This is a genomic window from Streptomyces sp. KPB2 (assembly GCF_003950055.1).
Taxonomy (GTDB): Bacteria; Actinomycetota; Actinomycetes; order Streptomycetales; family Streptomycetaceae; genus Streptomyces; species Streptomyces salinarius.
Genome location: NZ_CP034353.1, coordinates 1,365,221 through 1,385,879 on the forward strand (window position 1 = coordinate 1,365,221; position 20,659 = coordinate 1,385,879).

20 protein-coding genes are annotated in these 20,659 nt (G+C 71.5%); 16 read left to right on the forward strand and 4 right to left on the reverse strand.

Annotated features, from left to right (window positions below):
* Positions 1 to 10: 10 nt before the first annotated feature.
* The 5 genes from D1J63_RS05950 to D1J63_RS05970 all read left to right on the forward strand — a co-directional run bounded on the left by D1J63_RS05950 (position 11) and on the right by D1J63_RS05970 (position 4,160).
* A complete protein-coding gene (locus D1J63_RS05950; protein WP_125628038.1) occupies positions 11 to 1,057 on the forward strand; it encodes an Rv2578c family radical SAM protein in 1,047 nt (348 codons plus the stop codon).
* A 62-nt stretch (positions 1,058 to 1,119) separates the two neighbouring features.
* On the forward strand, positions 1,120 to 1,419 hold the full coding sequence (locus D1J63_RS05955) for an antibiotic biosynthesis monooxygenase family protein (RefSeq protein WP_125628039.1): 300 nt from the start codon (positions 1,120 to 1,122) through the stop codon (positions 1,417 to 1,419).
* A gap of 179 nt (positions 1,420 to 1,598) precedes the next feature.
* The gene (locus tag D1J63_RS05960) at positions 1,599 to 3,176 is read left to right on the forward strand and encodes an alpha/beta hydrolase (RefSeq protein WP_125628040.1); all 1,578 of its coding nucleotides are present in this window, start codon (positions 1,599 to 1,601) and stop codon (positions 3,174 to 3,176) included.
* Between the two features lie 43 nt (positions 3,177 to 3,219).
* A complete protein-coding gene (locus D1J63_RS05965; protein WP_125628041.1) occupies positions 3,220 to 3,618 on the forward strand; it encodes a RidA family protein in 399 nt (132 codons plus the stop codon).
* Positions 3,619 to 3,656: 38 nt separating this feature from the next.
* A complete protein-coding gene (locus D1J63_RS05970; RefSeq protein WP_241235520.1) occupies positions 3,657 to 4,160 on the forward strand; it encodes a GNAT family N-acetyltransferase in 504 nt (167 codons plus the stop codon).
* Positions 4,161 to 4,340: 180 nt separating this feature from the next.
* On the opposite strand, the gene D1J63_RS05975 is transcribed toward D1J63_RS05970, so the two are convergent.
* Positions 4,341 to 4,934, reverse strand: coding sequence for an adenylosuccinate lyase (locus D1J63_RS05975; RefSeq protein ID WP_125628042.1), 594 nt, complete (start codon positions 4,932 to 4,934; stop codon positions 4,341 to 4,343).
* Positions 4,935 to 5,318: 384 nt separating this feature from the next.
* Here D1J63_RS05975 and D1J63_RS05980 point away from each other — a divergent pair, with 384 nt between their 5' ends.
* The 9 genes from D1J63_RS05980 to pssA all read left to right on the forward strand — a co-directional run bounded on the left by D1J63_RS05980 (position 5,319) and on the right by pssA (position 16,151).
* On the forward strand, positions 5,319 to 7,124 hold the full coding sequence (locus D1J63_RS05980) for a 3-hydroxyacyl-CoA dehydrogenase (RefSeq protein ID WP_125628043.1): 1,806 nt from the start codon (positions 5,319 to 5,321) through the stop codon (positions 7,122 to 7,124).
* A 136-nt stretch (positions 7,125 to 7,260) separates the two neighbouring features.
* On the forward strand, positions 7,261 to 8,082 hold the full coding sequence (locus D1J63_RS05985) for a TetR family transcriptional regulator (protein WP_125628044.1): 822 nt from the start codon (positions 7,261 to 7,263) through the stop codon (positions 8,080 to 8,082).
* Between the two features lie 340 nt (positions 8,083 to 8,422).
* Positions 8,423 to 9,760, forward strand: a complete 1,338-nt coding sequence (ccrA, locus tag D1J63_RS05990; protein WP_176156143.1) for a crotonyl-CoA carboxylase/reductase — start codon at positions 8,423 to 8,425, stop codon at positions 9,758 to 9,760.
* Positions 9,761 to 9,770: 10 nt separating this feature from the next.
* Positions 9,771 to 11,798, forward strand: coding sequence for a protein meaA (locus D1J63_RS05995; RefSeq protein ID WP_125628046.1), 2,028 nt, complete (start codon positions 9,771 to 9,773; stop codon positions 11,796 to 11,798).
* Complete coding sequence (locus D1J63_RS06000) at positions 11,795 to 12,757, forward strand: CoA ester lyase (protein ID WP_102928560.1); 963 nt, start codon at positions 11,795 to 11,797, stop codon at positions 12,755 to 12,757. Before D1J63_RS05995 ends, D1J63_RS06000 begins: the two co-directional genes overlap by 4 nt.
* 5 nt (positions 12,758 to 12,762) lie before the next feature.
* A complete protein-coding gene (locus tag D1J63_RS06005; RefSeq protein ID WP_125628047.1) occupies positions 12,763 to 13,275 on the forward strand; it encodes a MaoC family dehydratase in 513 nt (170 codons plus the stop codon).
* A 2-nt stretch (positions 13,276 to 13,277) separates the two neighbouring features.
* Positions 13,278 to 14,483, forward strand: coding sequence for an acyl-CoA dehydrogenase family protein (locus D1J63_RS06010; RefSeq protein WP_061441474.1), 1,206 nt, complete (start codon positions 13,278 to 13,280; stop codon positions 14,481 to 14,483).
* 170 nt (positions 14,484 to 14,653) lie between these two features.
* Positions 14,654 to 15,310, forward strand: coding sequence for a phosphatidylserine decarboxylase (locus tag D1J63_RS06015; RefSeq protein WP_102928557.1), 657 nt, complete (start codon positions 14,654 to 14,656; stop codon positions 15,308 to 15,310).
* 22 nt (positions 15,311 to 15,332) lie between these two features.
* Positions 15,333 to 16,151 (forward strand): CDP-diacylglycerol--serine O-phosphatidyltransferase, encoded by an 819-nt coding sequence (gene pssA, locus D1J63_RS06020; protein WP_030178550.1) that lies wholly within the window; start codon positions 15,333 to 15,335, stop codon positions 16,149 to 16,151.
* Between the two features lie 279 nt (positions 16,152 to 16,430).
* On the opposite strand, the gene D1J63_RS06025 is transcribed toward pssA, so the two are convergent.
* A complete protein-coding gene (locus D1J63_RS06025; RefSeq protein ID WP_125635242.1) occupies positions 16,431 to 17,573 on the reverse strand; it encodes a glycerate kinase in 1,143 nt (380 codons plus the stop codon).
* Between the two features lie 185 nt (positions 17,574 to 17,758).
* Here D1J63_RS06025 and D1J63_RS06030 point away from each other — a divergent pair, with 185 nt between their 5' ends.
* Together D1J63_RS06030 and D1J63_RS06035 are read left to right on the forward strand one after the other, a co-directional pair.
* The gene (locus D1J63_RS06030) at positions 17,759 to 18,253 is read left to right on the forward strand and encodes an NUDIX hydrolase (RefSeq protein WP_125628048.1); all 495 of its coding nucleotides are present in this window, start codon (positions 17,759 to 17,761) and stop codon (positions 18,251 to 18,253) included.
* A 40-nt stretch (positions 18,254 to 18,293) separates the two neighbouring features.
* Complete coding sequence (locus D1J63_RS06035; RefSeq protein WP_125628049.1) at positions 18,294 to 19,019, forward strand: Sir2 family NAD-dependent protein deacetylase; 726 nt, start codon at positions 18,294 to 18,296, stop codon at positions 19,017 to 19,019.
* Positions 19,020 to 19,083: 64 nt separating this feature from the next.
* Here the strand turns inward: D1J63_RS06035 and D1J63_RS06040 are convergent, their stop codons facing one another.
* Both D1J63_RS06040 and D1J63_RS06045 read right to left on the reverse strand, forming a co-directional pair.
* Positions 19,084 to 19,953 carry an LLM class flavin-dependent oxidoreductase gene (locus D1J63_RS06040; RefSeq protein WP_125628050.1) on the reverse strand — a complete coding sequence of 290 codons (870 nt, stop codon included), beginning with the start codon at positions 19,951 to 19,953 and terminating at the stop codon, positions 19,084 to 19,086.
* Positions 19,954 to 20,133: 180 nt separating this feature from the next.
* Positions 20,134 to 20,628 carry a methylated-DNA--[protein]-cysteine S-methyltransferase gene (locus D1J63_RS06045; protein ID WP_125635244.1) on the reverse strand — a complete coding sequence of 165 codons (495 nt, stop codon included), beginning with the start codon at positions 20,626 to 20,628 and terminating at the stop codon, positions 20,134 to 20,136.
* Positions 20,629 to 20,659: the final 31 nt, after the last annotated feature.

A 20,659-nucleotide genomic window follows, 5' to 3' on the forward strand; every position in this document is an offset into this window, starting at 1 on the left:
GGAGGCCGAAATGCGCTGGGAGAACCTCACGGACTCCGACCACGCCCGGGCCGCGGACGCCGGGCTGTTCGGCGCGGACGCCGTCGTCACGCGCACGTTCGACACGCCCGAGTTCGCAGGCGTCACCTTCCACGAGGTGCGCGCCCGCTCGATCCTCAACCGAGTGCCGGGGGCCTCGCGCATGCCGTTCGAGTGGACGGTGAACCCCTACCGGGGCTGCACGCACGCGTGCGTCTACTGTTTCGCGCGCAAGACGCACAGCTACCTGGACCTCGACACGGGGCTCGATTTCGACTCCCAGATCGTCGTCAAGGTGAACGCGCCCGAGCTGCTGCGCCGCCAGCTGGCCTCGCGGCGCTGGCAGGGCGAGCACGTCGCGATGGGCACCAACGTCGACTGCTACCAGCGCGCGGAGGGCCGCTACCGGCTGATGCCGGGCATCGTCGAGGCCCTCACCGACCGGGCGAACCCCTTCTCGATCCTGACCAAGGGCACGCTGATCCTGCGCGACCTGGACCTGCTGACCCGCGCGGCCCGGGTGACGGACGTGGGCATCTCCGTCTCGGTCGGCTTCACCGACCCGGAGCTGTGGCGCACCGTGGAGCCGGGCACTCCCGCACCGGAGCGCCGGCTGGAGGTCGTACGAGCCCTCGGCGAGCGCGGCATCGGCTGCGGAGTGCTGATGGCCCCGGTCATCCCCTTCCTCGGCGACCGGCCGGCCCAGCTGAGGGCCACCGTGCGCGCCATCGCCGCCGCGGGCGCCACCTCGGTGACGCCCCTGGTGCTGCATCTGCGCCCGGGCGCCCGGGAGTGGTTCATGGCCTGGCTCGGCCGGCACCACCCGCACCTGGTCCGCCGCTACGAGCGGCTGTACGCGGACGGCGCCTACGCCCCGAAGTGGTACCAGCGCCGGATCACCCGCCAGGTGCACGACCTGGCCCGCGAGTACGGCATCGGCCCCACGCGCGCGGGGATGCCGCGCCGGATCGCCGAACCGGAGCACTCCCGCCCCGCCGAGGCCCCGCCCACCGAGCCGGTGCAGCTCTCGCTCATCTGACAGCCTTCGGGTACGCGCTCCGGCCGAAGAAGGCGGCCTCGCCAAGGGTGAAAGGGATCTCCATGTCCTACGGCTGCATCGCTTCGATGAAGACCCGGCCCGGCTGCCGCGAGGAGGTGGTCTCCCTTCTCCTGAGCGGCGCCGACGGCCTCCGGTCAGCCGGCTGCGACCTCTATCTGGTCGGCCGGTCCGACGACGACGAGACGACGATCTGGGTGACCGAGGTGTGGCGCACCCGGGAACATCACGACGCCTCGCTGGAACTGCCCGAGGCGAAGGACGCGATCGGCCGGGCCATGCCCATGCTGACGGGGGAGTTCACCAAGCAGGAGATGTCGGTTGCCGGCGGGCTCGGGCTCTGACGGCACCGTGAGCCCGCCCGGAGCGGCCGAGTAAGAGCATTGGAGGGCATCTTCCGACCCAATCGGGTCAAGTATGGACAGGTCTCGTTCTTCCGCACGCGCTCCCCGGGACGATCCGGCGAGGACCGCGACCCACGCGGACCCTTGCCCCGCCGTTCCGGGAGTCCTGGGAGAACGCCATGAGACAACGCGCAGCCGTGCTGTGCGGCGCCGCCGTCATCGCCGCCGGGACCGTCACGGCCGTCCCCGCCGGGGCGAGCGCCCCACGGCCCGCGCAATCGGCACCCGCCGCGGGACCGCACTGGAAGAAATGCGCCACGGAGGACTACCCCACGCTCCAGTGCGCGTCCCTGAAGGTGCCGCTCGACCACGCGCGTCCGCGCGGGAGGCAGATCACGCTGGCGTTGTCCCGCGTCCCGCACACCGCCGAGACATACCAGGGACCCCTGCTGGTGAACCCCGGCGGCCCCGGCGGCAGCGGGCTGACGCTCGCCGGGTTCGTGGCCTCCTCGCTGCCCGCGAAGGTGGCCGCCCAGTACGACGTCATCGGCTTCGACCCGCGCGGGGTGGGCAGGAGCAGTCCCGCACTGGACTGCCGGCCGGGCCACTTCGACCCGGTGCGCCCCGACTCGCTGCCGGACACGCCGGACGTCGAGCAGGCCAACCTCACGCGCGCGAAGTCCTTCGCCGACGCCTGCGGCGACAAGTACGCGGACGTGCTGCCCCACATCGACACGGTCAGCGCCGCGCGGGACCTGGACGCGATCCGCGCGGCGCTCGGCTCCGAGAAGCTCAACTACTTCGGCTACTCGTACGGCACCTACCTCGGCGCCGTCTACGCCAAGCTCTACCCGGACCGGGTACGGAGGCTGGTCCTGGACTCGGTCGTCGGTCCGGACGACGTCTGGTACGACGCCAACCTCAACCAGGACCTCGCCTTCAACGACCGCCACCGGGCGTTCCTGGCCTGGATCGCCGAGCACGACGCGGCGTACGGGCTGGGCACCGACCCCGAGCGGGTCGAGACCGCGTGGTACGCCATGCGGGCGGCGCTGGCGAAGAAGCCGGCGGGCGGGAAGGTCGGCGCCTCCGAACTGGAGGACACCTACATGCCCGGCGGGTACTACAACGGCTACTGGCCCTACCTGGCCGAGGCGTTCGCCGCGTACGTCAACGACGGGGACACCGGCCCGCTCGTCGAGGCGTACGACAACTTCGGCGCCCTGGACGCCTCCGGGGACAACGGGTACAGCGTCTACACCGCCGTCGAGTGCCGCGACGCGAGCTGGCCGCGCGACTGGGACGAGTGGCGCGACGACAGCTGGGGCCTGTACGAGAAGGCGCCCTTCATGGTGTGGAACAACGCCTGGTACAACGCACCGTGCGCCTTCTGGCCCACGGAGTCCCGGGAGCCGGTGGACGTGGCCAACGACGAACTGCCCCCGGTACTGCTGTTCCAGGCGACGGGCGACGCGGCCACGCCGTACGAGGGCGGCGTCACCGCGCACCGTCTGCTGCGCGGCTCCAGCCTCGTCGTCGAGGAGGGCGGCGGGAACCACGGCATCACGCTGAGCGGGAACGACTGCCTGGACGAGCACCTGGCCGCCTATCTGACCGACGGCACCGTGCCGCGCGGCGACGGCGGCGTGGACGCGGTGTGTGCGGCGCTGCCGGAGCCGAAGCCCCTGGAGTCCAAGGCGGCTTCGACGTCCTCACGGGGGTCCACCCTGCACGGGCTGCTCGGCTTCCGCGGCTGACCCCCCGGGCGGCGTTGTCAGTGCCGTGGTCCACGATGGACGCATGAGCGAACTGACGAGGATCCCCGCCCCCGAGGGTGTCGCGCCCGCAGCGCAGTACACCCATGTCGTCCTCGGCACCGGGCGGTTCGTGGCCGTCTCGGGGCAGCTCGCCCTGGACGAGGACGGCAAGGTGGTCGGCGAGGGCGACCCGGTGGCCCAGGCCCGCCAGGTGTTCGAGAACCTGCGCCGGTGCCTGGTCTCGGCCGGAGCGACCTTCGACGACGTCGTGAAGCTGACCTTCTTCGTCACGGACATGGCGCACATGGCGGCGATCCGGACGGCGCGCGCCGCGCACATACCGGACGACCGGCTGCCGGCCGCCTCGGCGGTGCAGGTGGGCGCGCTGGTGCGGCCGGAGTTCCTCATGGAGATCGAGGCGTTCGCGGTCGTGGCGCCGTGAGTCCGCGGCCGGTGCCCGTGCGGATGCGGGTGCGGGAGATGGCTCTCGCGGACTGCGACCGCGTGTCCCGGATTCGCGTCCGGGGCTGGCGGACCGCCTACCGGGGGCTGGTGCCGCAGCCGTACCTCGACGCGATGGACCCGGCCGCCGACGCCGAGCGGCGCCGGACCATGTTCACCGGCGCCTCGGGGGACGTGGTGAACCTGGTCGCCGAGGACGACGCCGGCGAGGTCGTCGGCTGGGCCTGCACCGGCCGCTACCGGGACGCCGAGGCACGCACCGCGGACGCCGAGTTGTACGCGCTCTACGTCGACGCGGGACGGTTCGGCACGGGCATCGGGCAGGCCCTGCTTCGGGAGTCGGTACACCGGTGCGAGGCCGCCGGGCACGCGCGCATGCTCCTGTGGGTGCTCGAGGGCAACGCCCGCGCCCGGCGCTTCTACGAGCGGGCGGGGTTCCGCCCCGACGGCGCCGAGGAGCCCTTCGTGGTGGAGGGGGTCGCGGTACCGGAGGTGCGGTACGCGCGGCCGTTGGGCAGCTGACGGCACGTCACCGCCCCGACCGGTCCCGCGACCGGCCACGCCACGTCCCCCTGGGCGCCGCACGCCCCGCCGACGCCCCGCCGACGCCTCGACCGCGGCCGGCCGGGCTTCGGGCGGCCCGCGCGCCGTTCGGCCGTTCCGTACCCGTACCGCCGTCCGCCCGCACCGGCCGGACGCCGCTCACCGCCGGCCCGGGATGCGCGCCAGCGCTCGTACCGCGGCCTCCGCCAGTGCCGGGTGGGCGAGCGCGTCGTTCAGGACGGGGGCGGCGCGCTCGTCGCCGAGGGTGCCGAGGCCGTCGACGCAGGCCAGCGCGACGCGCCGGTACGGGTCGTGCGGGCGCAGCCGCCGGCGCAGCGTGGTGATCAGCGCGGGCACCGCCTCGGGGGCGCGCAGTGCGACCAGCAGCCGTACCGGGTGCAGGGCATAGGCGACCCGGAGTTCGTTGGTGGCGAGCGCGGCGGCCGCGCGGGCGGTGCGCGGGTCGCCGAGGCGGGCGAGGGCGTGGGCGGCCGAGGCGCAGCGCGGTGGGTCGCGGTGATTGAGCAGCAGCACGAGCGATTCGAAGGCCCGCCGGTCCCCCGCCACGCCCAGCCGGAAGGCGGCCAGTTCCCGGGCCCACAGCGGGTGTCCCGGCTCGGTGAGCACCGCGGCCAGCTCGTCGTGGTCCCCGGTCGCCACCAGCCGGTCGTACTCCGCCGTGGTGCCCGGGGCGCCGGATGCGGCCGACTCGGCCCGTAAGCGCTCCGTGAGCACGCGCAACTCTTCGTCCATGACACCGAGGTTAGGCGCGTCACCCGACCCGTGGGACGTACATCACGAACACGGAGGGCTGGCGCGCTCGTTACCCGCGGGTTAACCTCAGACGAGCGGGTCACCCACCCGCAGCAACTCCTCACGGTGGTCTGGTGACGCAACCACCGGGAGAGCAGTCGGTCCGGTACCTCGGGTACCGCATCAGGACTCGGCCTCGGGACAGGGCCGGTCACAGGCCGCCGGGCGGGCGTGTGCGCGCCCTCCACGACGGCACCGGGCGTGTGCGCCGTTCGAGCCCGGCAACACCCGCACTCCTTTCCTTCCTTTTCCACGCACCCGGTGCGCCGCGACGGCGCACCCGGGCGTGCTCCCGTCGTCACCCCTCATTCCTGGAGTCCCGCGATGGCCACTCCCCTGTCCGACACCCCTCTGTCCCCGCTCCGGACCGTCGCCGTGGTCGGCCTCGGCACCATGGGCACCGGTATCGCCGAGGTCCTGGCCGTGGCCGGCCGCGACGTCGTCGGCATCGACGTCAGCGAGGCCCAGGCCGTCAAGGCCGTCGCCGCGCTGGAGTCCTCCACCGCCCGGGCCGTCGAGCGCGGGCGCCTGACCGAGCAGGAGCGCGCCGCCGCCCTGGGCCGCGTCCGCACCTCCGCCGACCTGCGGGCGGCCGCCGACGCCGACCTGGTGATCGAGGTGGTCCCGGAGTCGTACGAGATCAAGCAGCGGGTCTTCCGGGAGCTGGACGGGATCGTGCGCCCGGAGGCGATCCTGGCGACCGGCACCAACGCGCTGTCCGTCACGCGGCTCGCCGCGGACTCGGCCCGCCCGGAGCGGATGCTCGGCCTGCACTTCTTCAACCCGGCGCCGGCCATGAAGCTGGTCGAGGTCGTCTCCTCGGTGCTGACCGCGCCCGCCGCCGTCACGGCGGTCACCGACCTCGCCCTGGACCTCGGCAAGGAGCCCGTCGCGGTCGGGGACCGGCCCGGCTTCGTCGCGGACGGGCTGCTGTTCGGCTACCTCAACCAGGCCGCCGCGATGTACGAGGCCAACTACGCCTCCCGCGAGGACATCGACGCGGCGATGCGGCTCGGCTGCGGTCTGCCGATGGGGCCGCTGGCCCTGCTGGACCTGGTGGGCGTGGACACCGCGCGCACGGTCCTGGAGGCCATGTACGCCGCCTCCCGCGACCGGCTGCACGCCCCCGCGCCAATCCTCAGGCAGCTCAGCGAGGCGGGCCTGACGGGGCGCAAGGCGGGCCGGGGCTTCTACACCTACGAGTCGCCCGGCAGCGCGGTCGTGGTGCCGGACACGCTCACCCCGGCGGAGGGCGGCACCGGGGTCGCCGGGCGGCCGGTGCGTGCGGTGGGCGTGGCCGGTTCGGGGACCATGGCGTCCGGCATCGCGGAGGTGTTCGCCAAGGCCGGGTACGAGGTGGTGCTGGCGGCCCGCAGCGCGGAGAAGGCGCAGACGGCCAAGGCCCGGATCGGGAAGTCCCTGTCCCGGTCGGTCGACAAGGGGCGCATGACCGCGGAGGCGGCCGCGCGGACGCTGGAGCTGATCACGCCGACGGGCACGTACGACGACTTCGCCGACGTCGACCTGGCCGTGGAGGCCGTCGCCGAGGACCTGGAGGTGAAGCGGCAGCTGTTCGCCGCGCTGGACAAGGTCTGCAAGCCCGGCGCGGTGCTGGCCACCACCACGTCCTCGCTGCCGGTCGTCGCCTGCGCCCGGGCCACCTCGCGTCCGCAGGACGTGATCGGCATGCACTTCTTCAACCCGGCCCCGGCGATGAAGCTGGTCGAGGTGGTCCGCACGGTGCTGACCGCCGACGACGTGCACGCCACCGTGCACGAGGTGTGCGCCACGGTGCGCAAGCACGCCGTGGACTGCGGCGACCGGGCCGGTTTCATCGTGAACGCGCTGCTGTTCCCGTACCTCAACAACGCGGTCAAGATGGTGCAGGAGCACTACGCGACCCTCGACGACATCGACGCGGCGATGAAGCTGGGCGGCGGCTACCCGATGGGCCCCTTCGAGCTGCTCGACGTGGTGGGGCTGGACGTGTCCCTGGCCATCGAGAAGGTCCTGCACCGCGAGTTCCGCGACCCCGGGCTGGCGCCGGCACCGCTGCTCGAGCATCTGGTGGCCGCGGGCTGCCTCGGCCGCAAGACGGGCCGCGGTTTCCGCGAGCATGCCCGCCGCTGAGCGGGCGGGCGACGGGTTCGGACCCGAGGAGGACTGGGGCGGGCTGCTGGATCCGGCCGGGTCTCCCCCGCCCCGGGCGGGCGGGGGAATCCCCGGTCACGCGCATGATTGCGCCCACATGCAGTACGTTCGGGTCATGTCCCAGCCCGCCAAGTCCTCACGTACCTCAGCCACGTCCGACGCTCCGGAGAGCACGGCCGGCAGCCGGGCCGCCGCCCAGCGGCTCAAAATGCGCCGGGAACTGGCGGCGGCGGCCATGGAGCTGTTCGCGACCAAGGGGTACGAGGCGACCACCGTCGACGAGATCGCGGCCCAGGCCGGGGTCGCCCGCCGCACCTTCTTCCGCCACTTCCGCTCCAAGGAAGAGGCGATCTTCCCCGACCACGACGACACTCTGGTGCGCGCCGAGGCAGTCCTCAACGCGGCGCCCGCGCACGAGCATCCGCTCGACACGGTGTGCCGCGGCATCAAGGAAGTCATGAAGATGTACGCGGCCCGGCCGGAGATCTCGGTCGCCCGCTACAAGCTGACGCGCGAGGTGCCCACGCTGCGCGAGGCGGAGATCGCGTCGGTGGCCCGTTACGAGCGCCTGTTCACCCGCTACCTGCTGGGTCACTTCGACGAGCACGCGCACGACGACGACGCCAACGACGACCCGCTGCTGGCGGAGGTCGCCGCGTCCGCCGTGGTCACCGCGCACAACCACGTGCTGCGGCGCTGGCTGCGGGCCGACGGGCAGGGCGACGTGGAGGCCGAGCTGGACCACGCCTTCGCGATCGTGCGGAGGACCTTCGGCACGGGCATCGGGGCGGGCCGCGGCACCACCTCCGGCACACGGCCGCCGGCCGCCGCGGCGTCCTCCTCCGTGCAGGGCGAGGTGCTCGTGACGGTGGCGCGCACCGACGCGCCGCTGCACGAGGTCATGCGCACCATCGAGCAGGCGCTCAAGGAGCGCTGACCGCCCTTTCCGCACTGTTCCGCGCTGTGACGACGGCCACCCACCGGGTGGCCGTTTTTGCATGTCGGTGCCCCTTTTTCACCCGTGGCGGGAGATGATTCGATCGATCATCGCTCATCTGTCGCGTAAAGATTTCATCTGAGATGAGTTTCTGGCACTCAGTGCCTTGCGGGGTGACACGCGGTGTCATACGTTGAAGGTGTTCGGGCTGTCCCCGCACCTCATCCCCTGCGCGCCCGAACGCCTGCGTCACAGGCACACACCCTCACCTCAGCAGCACCGACGTACCCCTCAGCGCCCCTCCCTCAGGGCGCTCACCGCCGGAGGCAACACCGTGACCGTGAAGGACATCCTGGACGCGATCCAGTCGACCGACGCCACGAAGGCCGACATCGCCGCTCTGCCGCTCCCCGAGTCGTACCGCGCGATCACCGTGCACAAGGACGAGACGGAGATGTTCGCGGGCCTCGAGACCCGCGACAAGGACCCCCGCAAGTCGATCCACCTGGACGAGGTGCCGCTGCCCGAGCTGGGCCCGGGCGAGGCCCTGGTGGCCGTCATGGCCTCCTCGGTCAACTACAACTCGGTGTGGACCTCGATCTTCGAGCCGCTGTCCACCTTCGGGTTCCTGGAGCGCTACGGCCGGGTCAGCGAGCTCACCAAGCGCCACGACCTGCCGTACCACATCATCGGCTCCGACCTCGCCGGCGTCGTCCTGCGCACCGGCCCGGGCGTCAACGCCTGGCAGGCGGGCGACGAGGTGGTCGCGCACTGCCTCTCCGTCGAGCTGGAGTCGTCCGACGGCCACAACGACACGATGCTCGACCCCGAGCAGCGGATCTGGGGCTTCGAGACCAACTTCGGCGGCCTGGCGGAGATCGCGCTGGTCAAGTCCAACCAGCTGATGCCGAAGCCGGACCACCTGAGCTGGGAGGAGGCCGCCGCTCCCGGCCTGGTCAACTCCACCGCGTACCGCCAGCTCGTCTCCCGCAACGGTGCCGGCATGAAGCAGGGCGACAACGTCCTCATCTGGGGCGCCAGCGGTGGACTCGGCTCCTACGCCACCCAGTTCGCCCTCGCCGGCGGCGCCAACCCCATCTGTGTCGTCTCCTCGCCGCAGAAGGCGGAGATCTGCCGCTCGATGGGTGCCGAGGCGATCATCGACCGCAACGCCGAGGGCTACCGGTTCTGGAAGGACGAGAACACCCAGGACCCCAAGGAGTGGAAGCGCTTCGGCAAGCGCATCCGCGAACTCACCGGCGGCGAGGACATCGACATCGTCTTCGAGCACCCCGGCCGCGAGACCTTCGGCGCGTCCGTCTTCGTCACCCGCAAGGGCGGCACCATCACCACCTGCGCCTCGACCTCGGGCTACATGCACGAGTACGACAACCGCTACCTGTGGATGTCCCTGAAGCGCATCATCGGCTCCCACTTCGCCAACTACCGCGAGGCCTGGGAGGCCAACCGCCTCATCGCCAAGGGCAAGATCCACCCCACGCTCTCCAAGGTGTACTCGCTGGCGGACACCGGCCAGGCCGCCTACGACGTCCACCGCAACCTCCACCAGGGCAAGGTCGGCGTGCTGTGCCTGGCCCCCGAGGAGGGCCTGGGCGTGCGCGACCACGAGAAGCGCGCGAAGCACCTCGACGCCATCAACCGCTTCCGGAACATCTGAGGAGCGCCACGTGACTGAGCGTCAGAAGGACCGGCCGTGGCTCATGCGCACCTACGCCGGTCACTCCACGGCCGAGGCGTCCAACGAGCTGTACCGGCGCAACCTCGCCAAGGGCCAGACGGGTCTGTCGGTCGCCTTCGACCTGCCGACCCAGACCGGGTACGACTCGGACCACGTCCTCGCCCGCGGTGAGGTCGGCCGGGTCGGCGTGCCGGTCGCGCACCTCGGTGACATGCGCCGGCTGTTCCAGGACATCCCGCTGGAGCAGATGAACACCTCGATGACCATCAACGCCACGGCCATGTGGCTGCTGGCGCTCTACCAGGTCGTCGCGGAGGAGCAGGGCGCGGACATCACCAAGCTCCAGGGCACGACCCAGAACGACATCGTCAAGGAGTACCTGTCCCGGGGGACGCACGTCTTCCCGCCGGGGCCGTCGCTCCGTCTGACGACCGACATGATCGCGTACACGGTCTCCCACCTGCCCAAGTGGAACCCGATCAACATCTGCAGCTACCACCTGCAGGAGGCGGGCGCCACGCCGGTGCAGGAGATCGCGTACGCGATGTCCACCGCGATCGCCGTGCTCGACGCGGTGCGCGACAGCGGTCAGGTGCCGCAGGAGCGCATGGGCGACGTGGTCGGCCGCATCTCCTTCTTCGTGAACGCGGGCGTGCGCTTCGTCGAGGAGATGTGCAAGATGCGCGCCTTCGGCCGCATCTGGGACCGCATCACACGCGAGCGGTACGGCATCGAGAACCCCAAGCACCGCCGCTTCCGCTACGGCGTCCAGGTCAACTCCCTGGGCCTGACCGAGGCGCAGCCGGAGAACAACGTCCAGCGGATCGTCCTCGAGATGCTGGCGGTCACCCTCTCCAAGGACGCACGCGCGCGTGCCGTGCAGTTGCCGGCCTGGAACGAGGCGCTGGGCCTGCCGCGCCCCTGGGACCAGCAGTGGTCGCTGCGCATCCAGCAGGTGCTGGCGCACGAGAGCGACCTGCTGGAGTACGAGGACCTCTTCGAGGGTTCGAAGGTGGTCGAGGCGAAGGTCGACGAGCTGGTCGAGGCGGCCTTCGCGGAGATCGACCGCATCCAGGAGATGGGCGGCGCGATGGCCGCCGTGGAGTCCGGCTACCTCAAGTCGCAACTGGTCGCCTCGCACGCCGAGCGCCGGGCCCGGATCGAGTCCGGCGAGGAGAAGATCATCGGTGTCAACGCCTTCGAGGGCACCGAGCCCAACCCGCTGACCGCCGACCTGGACACCGCGATCCAGACGGTCGACCCGGCGGTGGAGGCCCGCGTCATCGCCTCGCTGCGGAACTGGCGCGACAGCCGCTACCAGCCCCCCTTCAACCACCCGCGCCCCTGCAAGGCGCTGGAGAAGCTGAAGGAGGCCGCGCGCGGCACCGGCAACCTCATGGAGGCCACCCTGGAGTGCGCCCGCGCCGGCGCCACGACCGGCGAGTGGGCCGGGGCACTGCGCGAGGTCTTCGGTGAGTTCCGCGCACCGACCGGGGTGTCCTCGGCGCCCGTCGCGGTCACCGCCGAGGAGGGTTCGGCCCTCTCCGAGGTGCGCCGCACGGTGGAGCTGACGGCCAAGGAGATGGGCGTCGGCAAGCTCCGCTTCCTGGTCGGCAAGCCCGGCCTGGACGGCCACTCCAACGGCGCCGAGCAGATCGCCGTGCGCGCCCGCGACGCCGGGTTCGAGGTGGTCTACCAGGGCATCCGGCTCACCCCGGAGCAGATCGTGGACGCCGCCCTCGCCGAGGACGTGCACGCGGTGGGCCTGTCCATCCTGTCCGGCTCGCACGCCCAACTGGTGCCGGACGTGCTCGAACGGCTCCGTGTGGCCGGTGCCACAGATATACCGGTGATCGCCGGTGGCATCATCCCGAACGGTGACGCCGAGGAACTGCGGGCCGCGGGAGTGGCCGCGGTCTTCACCCCGAAGGACTTCGACATCACCGGCATCATCGGCCGGATCGTCGACGAGATCCGGAAAGCGAACAAGCTCGACCCCCTGGAGGTCCCCGCATGACCACGGTCAACCGTCTCCGCCCCCGGCGTTCCTGCCTGGCCGTACCGGGCTCGAACCCGCGCTTCCTGGAGAAGGCCCAGGGTCTCCCGGCGGACCAGGTCTTCCTCGACCTGGAGGACGCCTGCGCGCCGCTCGCCAAGCCGGAGGCGCGGCACACCATCGTCAAGTTCCTCAACGAGGGCGACTGGACCGGCAAGACCCGCGTCGTGCGCGTCAACGACTGGACGACCGAGTGGACGTACCGCGACGTCGTGACGGTGGTGGAGGGCGCGGGCCCGAACCTGGACTGCATCATGCTCCCTAAGGTCCAGGACGCCCAGCAGATCGTCGCGCTCGACCTCCTCCTCACCCAGATCGAGAAGACGATGGGCTTCGAGGTCGGCCGGATCGGCATCGAGGCGCAGATCGAGAACGCGCAGGGCCTGAACAACGTCAACGAGATCGCCCAGGCCAGCCCGCGCGTGGAGACCATCATCTTCGGCCCGGCCGACTTCATGGCGTCCATCAACATGAAGTCCCTCGTCGTGGGCGAGCAGCCGCCCGGCTACCCGGCGGACGCCTACCACTTCATCCTGATGAAGATCCTGATGGCCGCCCGTGCCAACAACCTCCAGGCCATCGACGGCCCCTACCTGCAGATCCGCAATGTGGACGGCTACCGCGAGGTCGCGCAGCGCGCCGCCGCCCTCGGCTTCGACGGCAAGTGGGTCCTGCACCCGGGCCAGGTCGAGGCGTCCAACGAGATCTTCTCGCCCTCCCAGGAGGACTACGACCACGCCGAGCTGATCCTGGACGCGTACGACTACTACACCTCCGAGGCCGGCGGCAAGAAGGGCTCGGCGATGCTCGGCGACGAGATGATCGACGAGGCCAGCCGCAAGATGGCGCTGGTCATCTCCGGCAAGGGGCGTGCGGCCGGCATGCGGCGCACCAGCAAGTTCGAGATCCCGGAGGGCTGAGCGCCATGCAGTTCGGACGCACCTACGAGGAGTTCGAGGTCGGGGCGACGTACAAGCACTGGCCGGGGAAGACGGTCACGGAGTACGACGACCACCTGTTCTGTCTGCTCACCATGAACCACCATCCGCTCCACATGGACACCAACTACGCCGAGAAGACGACGGACTTCGGCAAGAACGTGGTGGTCGGCAACTACATCTACTCGCTCCTGCTCGGCATGTCCGTGCCGGACATCTCCGGCAAGGCGATCGCCAACCTGGAGATCGAGTCGCTCAAGCACGTGGCGCCGACCTTCCACGGCGACACGATCTACGGCCAGACGACGGTGCTCGACAAGTGGCCGTCGAAGTCGAAGAGCGACCGCGGCATCGTCCACGTCGAGACCAAGGGCTACAAGCAGGACGGCACCCTGGTCTGCGTCTTCCGCCGCAAGGTGATGGTGCCGACCGAGACGTACACCAAGGAGCGCGGCGGCGAACAGCCCGGCCGGCCCGAGCTGAAGGAACAGGGGAAGTAGAGATGAGCCGCCTCGCCCAGACCCACGGCCTCACGGACGTCCAGCAGGAGATCCTCTCCACCGTCCGGGACTTCGTGGACAAGGAGATCCTCCCGGTCGCCACCGAGCTGGAGCACCGGGACGAGTACCCGCAGGACATCGTCGACGGGCTGAAGGAACTCGGCCTGTTCGGCCTGATGATCCCCGAGGAGTACGGGGGCCTGGGCGAGTCGCTCCTGACCTACGCCCTGTGCGTGGAGGAGATCGCCCGCGGCTGGATGTCGGTGTCCGGCATCATCAACACGCACTTCATCGTGGCGTACATGCTCAAGCAGCACGGCACGCAGGAGCAGAAGGACCACTTCCTGCCCCGGATGGCCGCCGGGGACATCCGGGGTGCCTTCTCGATGTCCGAGCCGGCGCTGGGCTCCGACGTGTCGGCGATCTCCTCGAAGGCGGTGAAGGACGGCGAGGAGTACGTCCTGAACGGCCAGAAGATGTGGCTGACCAACGGCGGTACGTCCTCGCTGGTGGCCGTCCTGGTAAGGAGTGACGAGGGTCACCCCGAGGGGACGGCTCCCCACAAGTCCATGACGACCTTCCTGGTGGAGAAGGAGCCCGGCTTCGGCGAGGTCCGCCCGGGTCTCACCATCCCCGGCAAGATCGACAAGATGGGCTACAAGGGCGTCGACACCACCGAGCTCATCATGGACGGCCTGCGCATTCCGGCCAATCGGGTCCTCGGCGGCGTCACCGGCCGAGGTTTTTACCAAATGATGGACGGCGTCGAGGTGGGACGCGTGAATGTGGCGGCGCGTGGCTGCGGCGTCGCTCAGCGTGCCTTCGAGCTCGGTGTCCGGTACGCCCAGCAGCGTCACACTTTCGGCAAGCAGATCGCCCAGCACCAGGCCGTCCAGTTCAAGCTCGCGGAGATGGCTACCAAGGTGGAGGCGGCCCATGCGATGATGGTCAACGCTGCACGCAAAAAGGACTCGGGCGAACGAAACGACCTGGAAGCGGGGATGGCCAAGTACCTCGCCTCCGAGTACTGCAAGGAGGTCGTGGAGGACGCCTTCCGGATCCACGGCGGGTACGGCTTCTCCAAGGAGTACGAGATCGAGCGCCTCTACCGCGAGGCGCCGATGCTGCTCATCGGTGAAGGCACCGCCGAGATCCAGAAAATGATCATCGGCCGCCGACTGCTCGAAGAGTATCGATTCCAGGGTTAGATGTCCGGATACGGGGTGTTTTCTTGGAGAAGAAGGTCACACCCCGTAGGCACTGTTCGGCCGCCGACTCGGCTTCCTGGCTTACCCAGTTGCGGCAGGAAGCCGCTACGATCGCCGGAAAGCCGCCGTCCCCCGTCAGAGCGCGGCATCATCCGCTACGAAGGTCATCCATGCCCCACAGCCAAACCTCTGCACCTCGCGACAGCCTCGCCGGCGTACGCCTCGCGCGCGGAGCCTCGCCGTGGCTCCTGCCGACCGTCGCCACCGCAGCCGTCAGCCTCCTGCGGGCCCGTCGTTCCGGCGCCGCCAAGGCCGTCGCCGTCCCCGCCACCGCGCTCGCGGCGGGGATGCTGTGGTTCTTCCGCGACCCCGAGCGCGAGATCACGCAGGGTCGGGTCGTCTCGCCCGCCGACGGTGTGGTGCAGAGCATCATGCCGTGGAAGGACGGCCGCACCCGCGTCGCGATCTTCATGAGCCCGCTCAACGTCCACGTCAACCGAGCCCCGCTGGCGGGCACGGTGACCTCGGTCGAGCACGTGCCGGGCGGCTTCGTTCCCGCTTTCAACAAGGAGAGCGAGAACAACGAGCGCGTGGTGTGGCACTTCGACACCGAGCTCGGCGACATCGAGATGATCCAGATCGCCGGCGCGGTGGCCCGCCGCATCGTCCCGTACCTGCCGCAGGGCACCAAGGTCGAGCAGGGCGAGCGGGTCGGCCTGATCCGCTTCGGCTCCCGCGTCGACCTGTACCTGCCGGAGGGCGTCGAGGTGGATGTCGAGGTGGGTCAGAAGACGGTGGCTGGGGTGACTCGAATTGACCGTGATTGATCCACAGACCCAGGCCGGATGGGTGCCGGAGGCCGACGAGGTGGACGACGAGGAGGAGATGCCGCTCTCGCTCCGCCTGTCGATAGCGGACACGCTCACGCTCGGCAACGCCACGTGCGGCTTCATGGCGGTGTACTTCACCACCACCGGCATCCTGATCCCGCACCTCATGGGCAGCGACGAGTCGGGCATGGCCCGGCACAGCGCGGCCACCGCGGTGATCCTGATGCTGTGCGCGGCGATCTTCGACCTGTTCGACGGTCTGGTCGCCCGCAAGCTGCGGTCCTCGCCGATGGGCGCGGAGCTGGACAACCTCTCCGACCTCATCAGCTTCGGCCTCGCGCCGGCGTACTTCGTCCTCGTCTACGGCATGGTCGCGGACGACGCCTACCAGCGGGTGGCGGCGGTGGGGGCGATCGTGGTGCTGCTGGCGGTGGTGCTGCGGCTCGCGCGGTTCTCCTGCGTCACCGTCAAGGACGGCACGTTCCAGGGCATGCCGTCGCCGTTCGGGGCGCTGACGGTCGTGTCGATCGTGCTGCTCGAGCTGCCGTTCGTGGCGACGCTGCTGGCGATTCTCGGCACGGCCTGGCTGATGGTGAGCCGGGTCGAGTACCCGAAGCCGCGGGGGCGCCTCGCGGTAGCGATGCTGTCGTGGATCGTCCTGTCGATGGGGCTGCTGGCCGGCTGGGCCTTCGACGCGCCGAGCGGGCAGCTGCTGCTGCAGACGGGGTGTGCGTTGCAGTTGGTGATGGGGGCGGTGATCCCCCTGTTCGCCACGGCTCGCAGGGTGAACAATTTCCGTGACAATCGGCGGGAGGCGCGGGCCGCGCAGTTGCCGTAACGCTCCGCTGGGAAGGGCCCCGAACCCCGGGCTGGGTTCGGGGCCCTTCCGTTTGCGCGTGCCCGGCGTCGGTGTCGGCGTCCCTGGGGGCTCCGCCCCCAGACCCCCGGGCCTATGCCCACCCGCCGCCCGACTCGGTGGGGACATAAGTGGCCGTGGTCGGCCCAACCAGCCCGTCCGGCGTTTGAGGACGAGGCCCGTTCAGGGCCGACAGCGGGGGTCCGGGGGCGGCAGCCCCCGGGGTCGGGGACGGGAAGGGGCGGCGGGGGCGAGACTCCCCTACCCGATGAAGTCCCGCGCGATGGACTCGGCCACCCGCTCCAGGATCGGCCCGGCATCCGCGATGCACTTCGCGACGTCCGGCTCCACATCCGTCAGCGGATACGCCCGCCGGATCCCCGCCCGCCCCAGCGTCTCCGCCGGCAGCGCGAGGCGCCCGCACACCGCGACGACCTCCTTGCCCGCGGCCCGCGCCGCCGCCGCGACCCCCGCCGGTGCCTTCCCGTGCAGGGTCTGCTCGTCCAGCGAGCCCTCGCCGGTGATCACGAGGTCCGCCCGCTCCAGCGCCGGCGCGAAGCCCAGCACGTCCAGCATCACCTCGATGCCCGGCCGGAACCGCGCCCCCAGCAGCATCGCGCCGAACCCGATGCCGCCCGCCGCGCCCGCGCCCGGCGACGCGGCGTACTCGGCGACACGCGCGCCCACGCCCTCCGTCTGCTCCAGCACCTTCGCGAAGTGCGCGAGCGCGGCGTCCAGGGCCGTCACGTCGTCCGGCGAGGCGCCCTTCTGGGGGCCGTAGACCGCCGGGGCGCCCTTCGGGCCCGTCAGGGGATTGTCCACGTCGCTGGCGAGCACCAGCTCCACGTCCGCCAGCCTCGGGTCGAGACCGGTCAGGTCGGCCGAGGCCAGAGCGGCGAGCCCGCCCCCGCCCGGCGCGACGGGCTCCCCGTCGGCGTCCAGGAACCGCGCGCCCAGTGCGGCCAGCATTCCGGCGCCGCCGTCCGTGGTGGCGCTGCCGCCGACCCCGAACACGATGGTCCGCGCCCCCGCGTCCAGCGCGGCCCGCAGCACCTCGCCGGAGCCGTGGGTGGACGACGTCAGCGGCGCGAGGACGCCTTCGGGGAGCCGCTGGAGGCCGCTGGCCTCGGCCATCTCCACCACCGCGGTGCCCTCGCGCAGCGCGTACGCCGCCGTCACCTCGTCGCCGAGGGGCCCGGCGACCCGCACCTCCCGGCGCTCGAACCCGGCCGCGACCGCGGCGGCCACCGTGCCGTCACCGCCGTCGGCGACGGGCAGCGCCTCGACCCGGACGTCCGGCACGACGCGGCGCAGTCCGGCCGTGACGCGCTCGGCGACCTCGACGGCCGTCAGCGAGCCCTTGAACTTGTCCGCGGCGACGAGGACCCGGCGGGCCCCGTCCACAGCAGCGTCAGCCACCTTGATCTCCCCTTGCTCTCCGAGCCTTGCGCACGTCAAGGCAGTCGCGCCGCTGCGACCCTAACCGGAGGACACCCGTGCCGTCATGCCCTGCCCACACCGTGGAACCGGCCGTGCGCCCGCCCCGCGGCTCCCCCCGGGGCCGGGTGCGGGCTCGTTACTCTTCCGGAATGACCACTCCTGACTACGCCACCTACATCGCCGGTCTGCCCCGCGTCCTGGCCGGTGCCGCCACGGTCTTCAGGGACGCCACAGGGCGGGTGCTGCTCGTCGAGCCCGGCTACCGCGAGGGGTGGGGGCTGCCGGGCGGGACGATCGAGTCCGAGGACGGGGAGACGCCGCGGCAGGGCGCGTGGCGGGAGACCCTCGAGGAGATCGGCCTCGACGTGCGGATCGGACGCCTGCTCGCGGTGGACTGGGTGCACGGTCCGGGCAGGCCGCCGATCGTGGCGTACGTGTACGACGGCGGGGTGCTGTCCGAGGAGGACTTCAAGGCGATCCGGCTGCAGGAGGAGGAGTTGCTGTCCTGGCGGCTGGTGGCGCGCGAGGACCTGGGCGACCACCTGCTCGACACGCTGCACGGCCGAGTGCTGACGGCACTGGACGTGCTGGCGGACGGCTCCGGCACGGCCGAGCTGGTCAACGGCGTCCGCGTCGACCGATAACCGTTCGCCGGCCGCCCGCCCGCGCCCTACCCTCGACCGCATGACCGGCAAGCCCCTCGTCGCCATCCTCAGCGGTGCAGGCGTCTCGACCGACTCCGGCATCCCCGACTACCGCGGCCCGAACGGGCTGGGGCGGCGCGACCCGGAGGCGGAGAAGCTCGTCACCTACGAGTACTACATGGGCGATCCGGAGATCAGGCGGCGCTCCTGGCGGATGCGGCGCGACACCGCGGCGCTGCACGCCGAGCCGAACGCGGCGCACCGCGCGGTGGCCGAGCTGGAGCGGCGCGGGGTGCCGGTCCGCGTGATCACCCAGAACGTGGACGGCCTGCACCAGCTCGCCGGGGTCTCCGCCCGCAAGGTCCTCGAACTGCACGGCACCGCGCGCGCCTATGTGTGCACGGGCTGCCGGGTCCGGGGGCCGATGGCGGACGCCTTCGCGCGGATCGACGCCGGTGAGGACGACCCGCCGTGCCTGGAGTGCGGCGGCATCCTGAAGTCGGCGACGGTGATGTTCGGCGAGCGCCTCGACCCGGTGGTGCTGGGCGAGGCGGCCGCGATCAGCAAGGCGTGCCAGGTCTTCGTCGCCGTCGGCACCAGCCTCCGGGTGGAACCCGCCGCCGCACTGGCCGGCGTGGCCGTCGAGCACGGGGCCCGGCTGATCGTCGTCAACGCCGAGCCGACGCCGTACGACGCGCTGGCCGACGAGGTCGTCCGGGAGCCGATCGGCACCGCCCTGCCCGGGCTGCTGCGCGGCCTGGGCTGAGCGGGCGCCGGTCGGGCGGGCCGTCCGGTCGGAACAAGGCGTCCGGTCGGAACAGGGCGTCCGGTCAGAACAGGGCGTCCGCGAGGCGGTCGACCTGGTCGATGTCCGAAGCCCAGCAGTACAGCACGACCTCGTCGGCGCCGATGCCGCGGAAGGCGTCGACGGCCGCGCGGATGTCCCGTGCCGTGGTGAGCAGGCCCTTGGTCATGTACTCGGCGCGCCCGGTGAAGGCGTAGTAGTCGCGGAGGTTCCGCCGGGCCCGCTCGACCGTGGCGTCGGGGCCGAGGGCGACGCTCGCCTGGGCGACCAGGTGCGGCCGGCCCGGGCGGTCGTACTTCCGCCAGACCGCCTCGACCTGGCGGAACAGGCCGGACATGTGGGCGGCGGGCAGCGCCGCGCCGAGGAAGCCGTCGCCGAAGCGGCCGACCCGTTCCAGCGCGGCCGGGGCGAAGCCGCCGAACAGCACCCGGGGCCCGCCGGGCGTCGCGGGGCGGGGCCCGATGGGGCCGACGTCCCGGGCGTAGGGCTCGCCCGCCCAGGTCCGGCGCAGGAGGGTCATCTGCTCGTCGAGGCGGCGGCCCCGGCGGCGGAGGTCGATGCCGGCGGCGAGGCAGTCGTCGGCGCGACCGCCGACCCCGACGCCGAGCGTGAAACGGCCGCCGGACAGCCGGTCGAGGGTCGCGGTCTGCTTGGCGAGCAGCGCGGTGTTGTGGACGGGGGCGATCAGCACCTCGGTCTGCAGGCGGATGCGGGAGGTGGCGCCCGCGAGGGTCGCGAGGGTGATCAGGGGTTCGGGGTTGTCGAAGACGAGCCGGTCGAGCAGGCCGAGCGTGCTGAAGGGGAGCGCGTCGGCGCGCCGGGCCCAGGTCGGCAGCAGGGCGGGGTCGTCGACGGGAAGGCCGAGGCCGATGTGCGGGCGGTGCGTGGGATGCATGGGAGCAGTCCTCCGGAGGGCATGACGGATCAGGGCGCCGCCCCTCCGTGGCTCCGGGCTGCTGTGCGCGGGCCTGCTCCCCGTCTGCGGCATCGTTCTGGAGAGCGTGGTCTTCGAAGTGCGGCGAGCGTAGCGGGCGCCGCGACGCTCGGGCAACGCGTTTTCGCCCGGCCGGAACGGCTAGAACAACGCCTCCGGTCCCGTCTCGCCCCGTTCGAAGTCCAGCAGGCGCCGCTTGCGCTCCAGGCCGCCGCCGTAGCCGGTGAGGCCGCCGCTCGCGCCGATGACACGGTGGCAGGGGACGACGATGCCGATCGGGTTGCGGCCGTTGGCCAGGCCCACGGCGCGGGAGGCGGCCGGGTTGCCGAGAGCGGCGGCGAGGTCGCCGTAGGTGCGGGTCTCGCCGTACGGGATCTTGCGGAGCTGGTCCCAGACCGTGCGCTGGAACGGGGTGCCGTTCAGGCGCAGGTCGAGGGTGAAGTCCTTCAGCTCACCGGTGAAGTAGGCCTCCAGTTGTTCCTCGGTCTCGGCGAAGGGGCGTGGGTCGCGGGCGCCGAAGCTCTCCTCCGGCGGGCGGTGGCGCTGGTCGGTCATGTAGAGGCCGCACAGGGTGCCGTCCTCGGCGACGAGGGTGAGCGCGCCGTAGGGGCTGTCGATCACGGTGTGCTGTTTCACGGGGTTCACGCGGGCTCCTCGAACCGGATCC

Excerpts from the sequence above, each read along its gene's own strand:
- D1J63_RS06040 (WP_125628050.1), bottom strand. The coding sequence starts at position 19,953 with ATGCATCCCACGCACCGCCCGCACATCGGCCTCGGCCTTCCCGTCGAC.
- D1J63_RS05950 (WP_125628038.1), top strand. The coding sequence starts at position 11 with ATGCGCTGGGAGAACCTCACGGACTCCGACCACGCCCGGGCCGCGGAC.
- D1J63_RS05955 (WP_125628039.1), top strand. The coding sequence starts at position 1,120 with ATGTCCTACGGCTGCATCGCTTCGATGAAGACCCGGCCCGGCTGCCGC.
- D1J63_RS05970 (WP_241235520.1), top strand. The coding sequence starts at position 3,657 with ATGGCTCTCGCGGACTGCGACCGCGTGTCCCGGATTCGCGTCCGGGGC.
- D1J63_RS06035 (WP_125628049.1), top strand. The coding sequence starts at position 18,294 with ATGACCGGCAAGCCCCTCGTCGCCATCCTCAGCGGTGCAGGCGTCTCG.
- D1J63_RS05975 (WP_125628042.1), bottom strand. The coding sequence starts at position 4,934 with ATGGACGAAGAGTTGCGCGTGCTCACGGAGCGCTTACGGGCCGAGTCG.
- D1J63_RS06015 (WP_102928557.1), top strand. The coding sequence starts at position 14,654 with ATGCCCCACAGCCAAACCTCTGCACCTCGCGACAGCCTCGCCGGCGTA.
- D1J63_RS06030 (WP_125628048.1), top strand. The coding sequence starts at position 17,759 with ATGACCACTCCTGACTACGCCACCTACATCGCCGGTCTGCCCCGCGTC.
- D1J63_RS05965 (WP_125628041.1), top strand. The coding sequence starts at position 3,220 with ATGAGCGAACTGACGAGGATCCCCGCCCCCGAGGGTGTCGCGCCCGCA.
- D1J63_RS05960 (WP_125628040.1), top strand. The coding sequence starts at position 1,599 with ATGAGACAACGCGCAGCCGTGCTGTGCGGCGCCGCCGTCATCGCCGCC.
- D1J63_RS06005 (WP_125628047.1), top strand. The coding sequence starts at position 12,763 with ATGCAGTTCGGACGCACCTACGAGGAGTTCGAGGTCGGGGCGACGTAC.
- D1J63_RS06010 (WP_061441474.1), top strand. The coding sequence starts at position 13,278 with ATGAGCCGCCTCGCCCAGACCCACGGCCTCACGGACGTCCAGCAGGAG.
- D1J63_RS06000 (WP_102928560.1), top strand. The coding sequence starts at position 11,795 with ATGACCACGGTCAACCGTCTCCGCCCCCGGCGTTCCTGCCTGGCCGTA.
- D1J63_RS05985 (WP_125628044.1), top strand. The coding sequence starts at position 7,261 with ATGTCCCAGCCCGCCAAGTCCTCACGTACCTCAGCCACGTCCGACGCT.
- D1J63_RS05980 (WP_125628043.1), top strand. The coding sequence starts at position 5,319 with ATGGCCACTCCCCTGTCCGACACCCCTCTGTCCCCGCTCCGGACCGTC.